This is a genomic window from Kitasatospora sp. NRRL B-11411, from assembly GCF_000721345.1.
Lineage (GTDB): Bacteria > Actinomycetota > Actinomycetes > Streptomycetales > Streptomycetaceae > Kitasatospora > Kitasatospora cineracea.
Window position 1 is genome coordinate 22,831 of sequence record NZ_JOGH01000064.1, and the last position, 12,453, is coordinate 35,283.

The 12,453-nt window shown below is 75.9% G+C and carries 7 protein-coding genes; 2 read left to right on the plus strand and 5 right to left on the minus strand.

Going from position 1 to position 12,453, the window contains the following annotated elements; all coding sequences use genetic code 11:
• The first annotated feature begins 47 nt into the window (after positions 1-47).
• Positions 48-2,306: a peptidase domain-containing ABC transporter gene (locus IH44_RS0124980; protein ID WP_051817284.1), complete on the plus strand. Its 2,259-nt coding sequence runs from the start codon at positions 48-50 to the stop codon at positions 2,304-2,306.
• Between the two features lie 74 nt (positions 2,307-2,380).
• Here the strand turns inward: IH44_RS0124980 and IH44_RS0124985 are convergent, their stop codons facing one another.
• The 5 genes from IH44_RS0124985 to IH44_RS0125005 form a co-directional block, all read right to left on the minus strand.
• The gene (locus tag IH44_RS0124985) at positions 2,381-5,296 is read right to left on the minus strand and encodes a LuxR family transcriptional regulator (RefSeq protein WP_030461959.1); all 2,916 of its coding nucleotides are present in this window, start codon (positions 5,294-5,296) and stop codon (positions 2,381-2,383) included.
• Between the two features lie 151 nt (positions 5,297-5,447).
• On the minus strand, positions 5,448-7,616 hold the full coding sequence (locus tag IH44_RS0124990) for a 3-hydroxyacyl-CoA dehydrogenase NAD-binding domain-containing protein (RefSeq protein ID WP_030461960.1): 2,169 nt from the start codon (positions 7,614-7,616) through the stop codon (positions 5,448-5,450).
• Positions 7,617-7,657: 41 nt separating this feature from the next.
• Entirely contained in the window at positions 7,658-8,878 is a 1,221-nt protein-coding gene (locus IH44_RS0124995) for an acetyl-CoA C-acetyltransferase (protein ID WP_030461961.1), read from the minus strand.
• A gap of 68 nt (positions 8,879-8,946) precedes the next feature.
• Positions 8,947-10,089: an acyl-CoA dehydrogenase family protein gene (locus tag IH44_RS0125000; RefSeq protein WP_030461962.1), complete on the minus strand. Its 1,143-nt coding sequence runs from the start codon at positions 10,087-10,089 to the stop codon at positions 8,947-8,949.
• Positions 10,090-10,142: 53 nt separating this feature from the next.
• The gene (locus IH44_RS0125005; protein WP_030461963.1) at positions 10,143-11,285 is read right to left on the minus strand and encodes a CaiB/BaiF CoA-transferase family protein; all 1,143 of its coding nucleotides are present in this window, start codon (positions 11,283-11,285) and stop codon (positions 10,143-10,145) included.
• Positions 11,286-11,482: 197 nt separating this feature from the next.
• On the opposite strand from IH44_RS0125005, the gene IH44_RS0125010 reads away from it, so the two are divergent.
• Positions 11,483-12,190 carry a GNAT family N-acetyltransferase gene (locus tag IH44_RS0125010; RefSeq protein WP_030461964.1) on the plus strand — a complete coding sequence of 236 codons (708 nt, stop codon included), beginning with the start codon at positions 11,483-11,485 and terminating at the stop codon, positions 12,188-12,190.
• Positions 12,191-12,453 lie beyond the last annotated feature (263 nt).

Below are 12,453 nucleotides of genomic sequence, written 5' to 3' on the forward strand. Positions count from 1 at the left end.
CCGCCCGGCCGGGCGGGCGACGCGCCCCCAGCACTGGAGTCCCGCCCATGCGCCTCACGCTCTCCCGGAGCCGGAAAGCGGCCCGGGTGCCGTTCCGGCAGCAGCTCACCCCGACCGAGTGCGCGGCCGCCTGCCTGTCGATGGTGCTGGGCGCGCACGGCCGGCACGCGCCGGTCGCCGAGTGCCGGGAGCGGCTGGGCCCGGGCCGGGACGGGGTGGGGCTGACCCGGCTGGTGCGGGTGGCCCGGGAGTACGGGCTGGAGGTGGCGGTGCACCGCTCGCCCCCACCGACCGGCGGAGCGGACGGAGCGGGTGAACGGCCGGACGCCCTGCCGGAGTTGGGCGAGCTGCCGGCCGTCGCGCTGCTGGCCCGGCACCACCTGGTGGTGGTGGAGGCGGTGACCCGGCGCGGGGTGCGGGTGGCGGACCCGGCGCTCGGCCGGTACCGGCAGGACCGGGCGGAGTTCCGGCGGGCGTTCGGCGGGATCGCGCTGGCGATGCGTCCGGGGCCGGACTTCGAGCGGCGCCGGATGCCGTGGCGGCAGGCCCCGCTGCTGCGCTACCTGCGGGACTTCGTGGCCGCGCCGGCCAACCGGCGGATGCTCGCCTCGGTGGCCGCGATCGCCGGGCTGCTCCAGGTGCTGGGCCTGGCGCTGCCGCTGGCCACCCGGGTCGCGGTGGACCGGGTGCTGCCGGCCGGCGGCTTCGGCGCGATGCCCGCGCTGACTGCGGCGCTGGCCGGCACGGTGCTGCTGCACGGGGTGCTGTCGCTGCTGCGGCTGCTGCTGACGGTGCGGCTGCGGGTGCGGTCGGACGCCGAGCTGACCGAGGGCTTCATCGACCACCTGTGGCGGCTGCCGGTCCGGTTCTTCCTGCAGCGCTCGCGGGGCGACCTGCTGCTGCGGGTGCAGAGCGTCTCCAGCACCCGGGAGGTGCTGACCCAGCACCTGCTGAGCTGCACCCTGGACGGCGCGACGCTGGTGATCTACACGGCGGTGCTGACCGTCCTGGTGCCCGGCTACCTGCCCGCGGTGGCGGTGCTGGGGGCGCTGCAGGGCGCGGTGCTGCTCGGCTCGTACACCCGGCTGCGGCGGCTGGCGCAGCGGGAGCTGACGGCGCGTTCGGAGGAGCAGGGCTACCTGGTGGAGAGCCTGGACGCGATGGTGCCGGTGCGGGCGAACGGGGCCGGGGAGCGGGTGCGCCGGCACTGGCGGGGCCTGTTCGACGGCTACCAGCGGGCGATGGCGGCCCGGGCGGGCACCGCGGCCTGGGTGCAGGCCGCCCAGTCGACGCTGGCGGTGCTGGCGCCGCTGGTGCTGCTCTGGTTCGGGCTGCGGTTCGTGCTGGCCGGGGAGCTGTCGCTGGGCACCATGCTGGCCGCGAACTCGCTGGCGCTGTCGGTGCTGGCCCCGGTGCAGACCCTGGTGACGGCCTCGCAGAGCTTCTCCACCATGCGGGCCCAGATCGAGCGGGTCTACGACGTGCTGGACACCCCGCCGCTGGAGCCGGGCACCGCCGACCTGCCCGGCTCGGGCCCGCTCGCGCTGTCGCTGCGCGACCTGCGGTTCGCGTACCACGAGGACGGGCCGCCGGTGCTGGACGGGATCAGCGCCGAGCTGCCGGCCGGCGGCAAGCTCGGCGTCGTGGGCCGCACCGGCTCCGGCAAGAGCACCCTGGGCCTGGTGATGCTGGGCCTGCTCGCCCCGCAGCAGGGCGAGGTGCGGCTGGACGGGGTGCGGGTGCAGGACGTCGACCCGGCCCGGCTGCGGGCCGGCTTCGGGGCGGTGCTGCAGGAGCTGCGGCTGTTCAGCGGCAGCATCCGGGACAACCTGCTGCTGGGCCGGCCGGACGCCTCCCCCGAGGAGGTGGAGCGGGCCTGCCGGGTGGCGGGCCTGCACCAGGACGTGGTCCGGCTGCCGATGGCGTACGACACCCCGGTCGGCGAGGGCGGCGCGGCCCTCTCGGCGGGCCAGCGCCAGCGGGTCGCGCTGGCCCGGGCCCTGGTCAGCCGGCCCCGGCTGCTGCTGCTGGACGAGGCGACCAGCCACCTGGACGCCCTGACCGAGCAGCAGGTGGACGCGGCCCTGGGCGAGCTGCGGGTGACCCGGGTCGTGGTGTCGCACCGCCTGTCGGCGATCCGCAACGCGGACCGGACGCTGGTGCTGGACGGCGGCCGGGTGGTCGACTCCGGCACCCACCTGGAACTGCTCTCCCGGCCGGGCCTGTACCGGGACCTGTTCGGCGAGCGGACCGGGGGCGCCGAGAGTACCGAGGGTGCGGCCCGGCCGGTGGGCGTGGCGTCCTGACCGGCCGGGCGTCCGACGGCCCGGTGCGCGTCCAGCGTCCAGCGTCCAGCGTTCAGCAGTCAGCGGTCCAGCGGTCAGCGGTCCAGGGCGCGGGCCAGGGCGGCCCGCGAGCGGATGCCCAACTTCTGGTAGGCGCTGGTGAGATGGGACTCGACGGTGCGGACGCTGACGAACAGCCGGGCGGCCACGTCCTGGTTGGACAGCCCGTCGGCGGCGAGTTCGGCGACCTGCTGCTCGCGCCGGGACAGCGCGGGGTGCGGGGCCGGGCGGGCGGCCGGCCGCGGGGCCGGTGCCGTCCGCGGCGGGCCTGCCGGGTCGGCCGGGCCGGCGTCCAGGGCGGCGGTCAGCGCGTGCGCCCCGGCGCGGGCGAACAGCGTCCGGGCGCGGGCGGTCTCGGTGCGGGGGCGGCCGGGGTCGGGCAGGGCGGCGGCGAGCAGCAGGGCCTGTCCGGCCCGGACCGGCTGGCCGGAGGCTTCCAGGCCGTCGGCGGCGGCGCGGAAGGCGGCCAGCGCGGCCGGGTGGTCGCCGCGGTGGGCGAGCAGCCGGGCCCGGGCCTGGGCGGCGATCGCCCGGGCGCCGCGCAGGCCGGAGGTGCGGGCGGCGTCCTCGGCGCGGGCGACCAGGGCGGCGGCGGCCTGTTCGGTGCCGTCGGCGAGGTGGGCGGCGGCGGCGAGTTCGCACCGGTAGGGCAGCATCGGGTCGCGGACGCCGGGGTTGCGCAGGCCGAGGGCGGTCTCGGCCCGGTCGCCGCTCACCGGGTGGCCGCAGGCCAGGGCGACTTCGGTCTCGGTGTGCCGGACCACGCCCTGCCACCAGGCGACCGGCGGCTCGGGCAGGTCGTGCAGCAGGACCAGGGCGTCCGCGGCGGCGGCCGGGCCCGCGGTCCACAGCAGCGGGCGGACCCGGAACGCGGCGGAGAAGGCGGAGATCTCGGCGCAGCCGGCCCGGTGCGAGAGGTCGATGGCCAGGTCGGCGGAGGCGATCGCCCGGTCGAGCTCGTCGGTGAACCCGGACAGGCAGGCCCGGACGGTGTGCAGGTGCGGCAGCAGGTAGCGCTGGCCGTGCCGGTCGGCGTCGGCGAGGGCCAGGTCGACGCGGTGCTTGGCGGTGGCGTGCTGTTCCAGGAAGAAGCAACACCAGGCGTACTCCGGGACCACGCTGAGCACCCGCAGCCAGGCGGGTTCGCTGAGCGTCTCCAGCATCCGGGTGGCGGCCCCGGTGCCGTGCCGGGCGGCCCGCAGGTCGCCGCCGGCCACCGCGCACATCGCGGTGATGATCCCGGCGGCCACCGACTCCTCGGTGCCGGTGCTGCGGTCGGCGCAGGCGGCGGCCCGCCGGGCGGCCTGCTCGTAGCGGCCGTTCATCAGCTCGATCCGGGCGAGTTCCAGTCCGACGCCGTCGCCGTGCGGGAGGTCGCCGTTGGGCAGGTCGGCCGGGCCGGGGAGGGCGGGTCCGGTGCGGCCGGGCGGGTCGGCGGGCCGGTAGTCGGCGAACTCGGCGAGCCGCTGGTAGGCGTGGTCGGCGCGGCCCTCCAGCCGGTCGGCGAGGGCGAGCAGGGCGAGGGCGCGGCGGCCGGGCACGCCGGGGGCGGAGACGGTGGGGCGCAGCACGGCGCGGGCGGCCGCGTACTCGCCGCGGACGATCAGGGCGCGGCCGAGGCCGGCCGCGAACTCGTGCTGGAGCGGGGTGCGGTCGCCCTGGTGGCGGACGGCCTGGAGGCCCTTGCGCAGCCAGCGGGCGCTGAGTTCGGGGGCGAGCGGCAGGGCGGTGGCGGCGGCCCGGGCGAGCCGGACGAGTTCGGCGGTGCGCACGTCGGGCAGGGCGTGTTCGATCTGGGCGGCCCAGCGCCACGGCGAGGGGTGGTGCTCGACCAGGTGGGCGGCGGCCCGGCGGTGGGCGGCGGCCCGCCAGGAGGGGCCGGAGAGCCGGTAGGCGGCGAGGTGGGCCAGCGGGTGGACGAACCGGAACCGGCCGCCGCCGCTCTCCAGGTAGCCGCGCCGCACCAGCAGGTCGAGCTGGGGGCCGGTCTCGTCGGCGGGGCGCTGGGCGACGGCGGCGATCTCGCGCGGGGCGGCTTCGGGGCCGAGCACTGCGGCGGCGCACAGCACGTGCCGGGCCTCCGGCGGGAGGGTTTCGAGTTCCCAGCGGATCGCGGTGTCGGCGCCGGTGTCCTGGGGGGTGCCGGGGCCGGGGTCGGCGGGCAGCCAGGTGGGCTGGTCGGGGTCGTCCCAGTCGGCGGCGGTGCGGCCGCTGTGCCGGGGGTAGGCGGCGGCGAGCGCGGCCAGCCGGGCGGGCGGGAGTTCGGCGAGCAGCCGCAGGTGGCGGGGGTTGCCGCGGCTGAGGCCGGCCAGCAGGGCGCGGGTGGCGGGGTCGGCGTCGGGGACGAGCCGGGCCTGCTGGTCCTCGTCGAGCGGGCGCAGCGGCAGGTGCAGGGCGTCGGCGGAGCCGAGGGTGCGGGCCAGGGTGTCGGGGCACTCGCCGCGCCGGTAGGCGAGCAGCAGCGGCGGGGCGCCGGGGGTGCGCAGGAGCCGGTCGAGGACGGCGAGGGTGTCGGCGTCGGCCCACTGGACGTCGTCGAGCAGCAGGAGGGTGCGGGGGGCGGCGAGGGCGGCGCGGACGGCTTCGGCGCAGGTCTGGCGGTGGCGCAGCCGCCACTGGTCGGCGGCGGGGCCGGCCGGTTCGTCGGCGGTGAGGGCGGTGGCGGCGTCGGTGTCGTGCAGGGCTTCGAGTAACAGGCCGTGCCGGACGTGCTGGTCGGCGGGTGAGCCGTGGCCGTGGTGGACCCGCCAGCCGGCCGCGGTGGCGTGCCGGTGGAGTTCCTGGAGCAGCCGGGTCTTGCCGATGCCGGGCGGTCCGTCGATCACCGCCAGGTGGCGCTGTCCGGTGCCGTCGAGCAGGTCGGTGAGCCGTCTCAGCTCCCGTTCCCGTTCGATCGGCGGCGTGGTGGCGGTCCGCCCCCCGTGCCGTTCGTCGAGTGCGCTGGTGTGCACGCCGGTGTTCCCCTCCGCACGCCGTGGTCTGTGTGGTCGGCCGTGCGCCGTGGGTGATCGGTGCGCGGCGGGGGCATTCCACCACGGGCGGACCGGCCGGAACCAGGGGTTCGGCCGGTCCGCCGGTGTGGCGCGGGCCGCGGGCGGGTCGTCAGTCGGCGTACCGTCCGCCGTTCTCGGCGAGGGCGGTCAGCGAGGCGGGCGGGGTGAAGCGGTCGCCGTAGGCGGCGGCGAGTTCGCGGGCGCGGGCGGTGAAGCCGGCCGGGCCGCCGGGGTAGCCGTTGACGTACTGCAGGACGCCGCCGGTCCAGGCGGGGAAGCCGATGCCGAGGATCGAGCCGATGTTGGCGTCGGCGACCGAGGTGAGGACGTGCTCGTCGAGGCAGCGGATCGAGTCGAGCGCCTCGGCGAACAGCATCCGCTCCTTCATGTCCTCGAACGGGATCTCCGCGCCCTCGCGCCGGAAGTGCTCGCGCAGGCCGGGCCAGAGCCGGGTGCGGCGGCCGTTCTCGTACTCGTAGAAGCCGCCGCCGCCGCTGCGGCCGGGGCGGTCGAACTCGTCGAGCATCCGGTCCATGACGGCCTCGCCGGGGTGGGAGGTCCAGGTGCCGCCGGCCTCCTCGACGGCGCGGCGGGTCTCGTTGCGGATCTTGCGGGGCAGGGTGAGGGTGAGCTCGTCCAGCAGCGAGAGGACCTTGGCGGGGTAGCCGGCCTGGGCGGCGGCCTGTTCGACGGAGGACGGGTCGAGGCCCTCGCCGATCATGGCGACGCCCTCGTTGAGGAACTGGCCGATGACGCGGGAGGTGAAGAAGCCGCGGGAGTCGTTGACCACGATCGGGGTCTTGCGGATCTGCCGGACCAGGTCGAAGGCCCGGGCGAGGGCCTCGTCGCCGCTGCCCGGGCCGCTGATGATCTCGACCAGCGGCATCTTGTCGACCGGCGAGAAGAAGTGCAGGCCGACGAAGTCGGCGGGCCGGTCGACGCCTTCGGCGAGCAGGCCGATCGGCAGGGTGGAGGTGTTGGAGCAGAGCAGCGCGTCGGGGGCGACCACGTGCTGGACCTCCTGGAACACCTTGTGCTTGAGCTCGGGGTTCTCGAAGACCGCCTCGATGACGGTGTCGCAGCCGGCCAGGTCGGCGGCGTCCGCGGTGGGGGTGATCCGGGCCAGGAACGCGGCGCGCTCGTCCTCGGTCATCCGGCCGCGCGCCACCTGCTTGTCCAGCAGGCCCGCGCTGTACGCCTTGCCGCGGTCGGCGGCCTCCCGGGTGACGTCCTTGAGCAGGACCTCCAGGCCCGCCTTGGCGCAGGAGTACGCGATGCCCGCGCCCATCATGCCCGCGCCCAGCACCGCGACCTTCGACGCCTTCCACGCGGGCACCGAACTCGGGCGGGAGGCACCGGAGTTGACGGCCTGCATGTCGAAGAAGAAGGCCTGGATCATGTTCTTGGAGGTGGGCCCGCAGGCCAGCTCGGTGAAGTACCGGGCCTCGATGGCGAACGCGGTGTCCACGTCGACCTGGGAGCTCTCCACGGCGGCCGCCAGGATGTTGCGCGGCGCCGGGTAGGGCGCGCCGTTCAGCTGCTTGCGCAGGTTGGCCGGGAAGGCGGGCAGGTTGGCGGCGAACGCGGGGGTGCTGGGCGTGCCGCCGGGGATCTTGTACCCCTTGGCGTCCCAGGGCTGCAGGCTGGTCGGGTGGGCGGCGATGAACGCGCGCGCCTTGGCGTCCATCTCCTCGGCGGTGGCGGCGAGTTCGTGCACCAGGCCGTGTTCCAGAGCCTGCGCCGGACGGTACTGCTGGCCCTGCAGCAGCACCTTGAGCAGGGCGTCGGTGATGCCGAGCATCCGCACCGTGCGCACCACTCCGCCGCCGCCGGGCAGCAGGCCGAGGGTGACCTCGGGCAGGCCGATCCTGCTCCCGGGCGCGTCCAGCGCGATCCGGTGGTGGCAGGCCAGCGCGATCTCCAGGCCGCCGCCGAGCGCGGCGCCGTTGATCGCGGCGACCACCGGCCGTCCGAGGGTCTCCAGGCGGCGCAGCGCGCGCTTGATCCGCATCGAGTCGGCGAACACCTGCTCGGCGTCGTCCGGCCCGACCGAGGACAGCAGTTTGAGGTCGCCGCCCGCGAAGAAGGTCTTCTTCGCAGAGGTGACGATGACGCCGGCCAACTCCTCGGTGGCGGCGAGCCGTTCGACGACCGCTTCGAGCGCGTCGGTGAACCCGGCGTTCATGGTGTTGGCGGACTGGGCCGGGTCGTCGAGGACGAGGGTGACCACGCCGTCCTGGTCCTGCTCCCAGCGGATGGGGCTGCTCACGTCGGTCATGTCTGCGAAGTCCTTGGGTGAGTACGTGAGTTGACGGGTGGTCAGGCGTTGATGCGTTCGATCACGGTGGCGATGCCCATGCCGCCGCCCACGCACAGGGTGGCCAGGCCGTAGCGCAGGTCGCGGCGCTCCAGCTCGTCGATCAGGGTGCCGATCAGCATCGCGCCGGTCGCGCCGAGCGGGTGGCCGAGCGCGATGGCGCCGCCGTTGACGTTCACCTGGTCGTGCCGGAAGCCGAGTTCGCGCATGAAGCGCAGCGCGACGGCGGCGAACGCCTCGTTGATCTCGACCAGGTCGATGTCGGCGGCGCTCAGCCCGGCCTTGGCGAGCGCCTTGCGGGTGGCGGGGGCGGGGCCGGTGAGCATGATGGTCGGCTCGGAGCCGGAGACCGCGGCGGAGACGATCCGGGCCCGCGGGGTGAGGCCGTAGCGCTCGCCGATCTCCTTCGACCCGATGGCGACCAGCGCGGCGCCGTCCACGATGCCGGAGGAGTTGCCGGCGTGGTGGACGTGGTCGATGGACTCCACCCAGTGGTACTTCTGCAGCGCGACGGCGTCGAAGCCGCCGAGCTCGCCGATGTCCGCGAAGGACGGCTTCAGCCCGGCCAGCGACTCCACCGTGGTGCCGGGGCGGATGAACTCGTCGCGGCCCAGCACCACCAGCCCGTTGCGGTCGCGCACCGGCACCACCGAGCGGTCGAACAGCCCGTCGGCCTGGGCCTTCGCGGCGCGGGCCTGCGACTCGGCGGCGAACGCGTCCACGTCGGTGCGGGACAGGCCCTCGACGGTGGCGATCAGGTCGGCGCCGATGCCCTGCGGGACGAAGCCGGTCTCGTAGGCGGTCATCGGGTCGGCGAACCAGGCGCCGCCGTCCGAGCCCATCTTGACCCGGGACATCGACTCGACGCCGCCCGCCAGGATCAGGTCCTCCCAGCCCGAACGGACCTTCGCCGCCGCCAGGTTGACCGCCTCCAGGCCGGACGCGCAGAAGCGGTTCTCCTGCACGCCCGCGACGGTGTCGGGCAGCCCGGCGGCGATCGCCGCGACCCGGGCGATGTCGGAGCCCTGGTCGCCGATCGGGCTGACCACGCCGAGCACGATGTCGTCGATCGCCGCCGGGTCCAACGACGGGAAGCGGCGCCGCAGTTCGTGGATCAGACCGACCACCAGGTCGATCGGCTTGGTGCCGTGCAGGGAGCCGGTCTGCTTGCCGCGCCCGCGCGGGGTGCGGATCGCGTCGTAGACGTACGCTTCGGTGGTCACGGTGGGGATGCCTTTCGGGCGGAGGGTCGGGCGGGTCGGGGGCTGGCGGGCTGGCGGGCTGGCGGGCTTCAGGCGAGCAGGGAGCGGCCGATGATCTCTTTCATGATCTCCGTGGTGCCGCCGTAGATGGTCTGGACGCGCCCGTCGGTGAACGCCCGGGCGACCGCGCTGTCACTCATGTAACCGGAGCCGCCGTGCAGTTGCAGGCAGCGGTCGGCGGTGCGCTTCTGCAGCTCGGTGGCCCACCACTTGGCCATCGAGGCGTCCACCGGGGTCAGCGCGTACCTGTTGTGCTCGCTCACGCAGCGGTCCACGAAGGCCCGGGTGACGGCGCACTCGGTGGCCAGCTCGGCGATCTCGAACCGGACGTGCTGCAGCTTGGCCAGCGGCCGGCCGAACGCGGTGCGCTGCTTCACGTACCCGGTGGTCTCCTCCACCAGCTGCTCGGCGGCGGCGATCGCGGCCACCGCGATGGCCAGCCGCTCCTGCGCCAGGTTGCGCATCAGGTACAGGAAGCCCTGGTGCTCCTCGCCCAGCAGGTTGGCCTTCGGGACCCGCACGTCGCGGAAGAACAGCTCGGCGGTGTCCTGCGCCTTCTGCCCGATCTTGTCGAGGTTGCGGCCGCGCTCGAAGCCCGGCATGCCGCGCTCCACCACCAGCAGGCTCAGCCCGTGCGCGCCGCCCTCCGCGGTGGTCTTCGCCACCACCACGACCAGGTCCGCCAGGATGCCGTTGGAGATGAAGGTCTTCGCGCCGTTCAGCAGGTAGTGGTCGCCCGCGTCGACGGCGGTGGTGCGGATCGCCTGCAGGTCCGAACCGGTGTCCGGCTCGGTCATCGCGATCGCGGTGATCAGCTCGCCGGAGCAGAACCCGGGCAGCCAGCGCTCCTTCTGCTCCTCGGTGGCCAGACCGGTCAGGTACGGGCCGATGATGTCGTTGTGCAGGCCGACCGCCAGCCCGCTGGCCCCCGCCCGGACGAACTCCTCCGCCAGCACCGCGGCGAACCGGAAGTCCGGGCTGCCCCCGCCGCCGTACCGCTCGTCCACGGCGGTGCCCAGCAGCCCGGCCTTCCCGGCGGCCAGCCAGGCGGAGCGGTCCACGATGCCCTGCTGCTCCCAGCGGGCGTGGTGCGGGACGACCTCCCGGGCGAGGAAGGCCCGGACGGTGGTGCGGAAGTCCTCGTGTTCCTCGGTGTAGAGCTCGCGCTGCACGGGCGTTCCCTTCGGGGCGCTGGCGGGTTCGTTCAGGAGGGCGGCGGGTGCGTTCAGGGGGCCGGCGGGGCGGGGCGGTCGAGTGCGGGCACGTCCCAGTCGCGGGCCACCTCGGCGGTGTGCGCGCCGGGGACGGCGGGCGGGGTGCGCAGCGCGCCGGGGGTGGCGGAGAAGCGCGGGGCCGGGGCGGGCTGCGGGGTGCCGTCCCGTTCGGTGTAGCTGCCGCGGGCCGCCAGGTGCGGGTGCGCGGCGGCCTGACGGAGCGTCAGCACCGGTGCCACGCAGGCGTCGTGGCCCTCGAACCGGGCGGTCCACTCGGCCTGGGTACGGGTGGCGAACCGGGCCGCGACGGCCTCCCGCAGCTCGGGCCAGCGCGCCAGGTCGTACTGCTCGGGGGCGTCCGCGTCCAGCTCCAGCAGCCGGGCGAACTCGGCGTAGAAGCGCGGCTCCAGCGGGCCGACCGCCATCCACCGGCCGTCGGACGTCTCGTACGTCCCGTACCAGGGGGCGCCGCCGTCCAGCAGGTTGACGCCCCGGCGGTCCTGCCACAGCCCCGCGTCCATCAGCCCCCACAGCATGGTCGACAGGTGCGCGGCGCCGTCCACGATCGCGGCGTCCACCACCTGGCCGGTGCCGGTCGCGCGGGCGTGGTGCAGGGCCGCGAGCAGGCCGACCACCAGGTAGAGCGAACCGCCCGCGTAGTCGCCCAGCAGGTTGGCCGGGATCGCCGGGGGCCCGTCGGCCGGGCCGATCAGCCCGAGCAGGCCGGCGGCCGCCAGGTAGGTGACGTCGTGCCCGGCCCGCTCCGCGAGCGGGCCGTCCTGCCCCCAGCCGGTCATCCGGCCGTACACCAGCGCCGGGTTGCGGGCCAGGCAGTCCTGCGGCCCGACCCCGAGCCGCTCGGCCACCCCGGGGCGCCAGCCCTCGATCAGCAGGTCGGCCCGGGCGGCGAGGTCCCGCACGACGGCCGCGCCCCCGTCGTCCTTCAGGTCCACCAGCACCGAGCGCTTGTTCCGGTTCGTCAGGTCCCGGGCCGGATCCGGCCCGAGCCCCTGCCCGCCCGGCCGGTCGACCCGCACCACGTCCGCCCCGAGGTCGGCCAGCAGCATCGCGGCGAACGGCCCCGGGCCGATGCCCGCGAGCTCCAGCACCCGGACCCCCGCCAGGGGGCCGGAAGGGGGTGTTGCGGGGGTCATCGTCGACCGCCTCCCAGGTTTGACAGTGAAGCTGTCACAGTGGCGATGATAGGGACGTGACTCGCCGGTAACAAGAGCCCGCCCGCACCCGTCCCCGCCCCGGCGCCCGCCCTGCACGATCCGCCGGGATTGCGGGACCCGGCGGCCCGGGTGCGCGATCATGGGGTGGACCGATCGACCGGGAGGGACCGGAGCCCATGCGCGATCTCGATGCCGCCGCCACCGCCGTACTGGACGACCCCGTGGCCGCCTCGCTGCACGGGGCGCACGCCCACCTGGCCCGGCGGCACGGGCAGGCGGTGCGGTACGACCCCGAGGTGGCGGGTTTCAGCAGTGTCACCGCCCGGCCCGGGCCGGGGGCCTGGACGGACCTGGCCGAGCTGCTGGGGGCGGGCGAGTTCGCCGACCTGTTCAACTGCCCGGCGCTGCCGCCCGCCCACTGGGAGCCCGAATTCACCCTGGCCGGGCACCAGTTGGTGCAGACGCAGCCGGTCCACCCGGCCGCGCCCGCGGGCCTGCGGGTGGTCGAGCTGGGCGCCGCCGACGTGCCCGCCATGCTGGAGCTGGTGGAGCGGACCCGCCCCGGCCCGTTCCGGCCGCGCACCCGTGAACTCGGCACCTACCTGGGCGTCCGTGCCCCGGACGGGACGCTGCTCGCCATGGCCGGCGAGCGTCTGCACCCGCCCGGCTTCACCGAGGTCTCCGCCGTCTGCACCGCCCCCGAGGCCCGCGGCCGGGGCCTGGCCGCGCACCTGGTCGGCGAGCTGGCGGCCCGGATCACCGCCCGCGGCGAGCGCCCGTTCCTGCACGTCGCCGCCACCAACACCGGCGCGCTCGCGCTGTACGAGCGGCTGGGCTTCGTCCGCCGCGCCGAGGTGGTCTTCCGCGGCTTCCGCACCCCCTGACGCACCTCCCCGTCCGTCGCCGCCGCCCTGCGCCACCGCCCTCCGCCGCCGCCCTCCGCCACCGCCGCCCTCCGCCACCGCCCGCCTGACCACGGGCGCTGCGCGGAGGCCACACCCCGCCGGGCCGCGCGTTGTGACCTTCCGGCCTGGCGGCGGCCGGACGGCGTTGGCGATCATGGAGCGACCCGTCCGCCCACCGCCAGGGAGCCCCCGTGCCCACCGCCCCGGACGCCCCCGACCCCGGCCCCGGCCCTGCCTCCGGA

Coding starts and splice junctions, on each gene's coding strand:
- IH44_RS0124980 (WP_051817284.1), top strand. CDS start 48: ATGCGCCTCACGCTCTCCCGGAGCCGGAAAGCGGCCCGGGTGCCGTTC.
- IH44_RS0124990 (WP_030461960.1), bottom strand. CDS start 7,616: ATGACCGACGTGAGCAGCCCCATCCGCTGGGAGCAGGACCAGGACGGC.
- IH44_RS0125005 (WP_030461963.1), bottom strand. CDS start 11,285: ATGACCCCCGCAACACCCCCTTCCGGCCCCCTGGCGGGGGTCCGGGTG.
- IH44_RS0125010 (WP_030461964.1), top strand. CDS start 11,483: ATGCGCGATCTCGATGCCGCCGCCACCGCCGTACTGGACGACCCCGTG.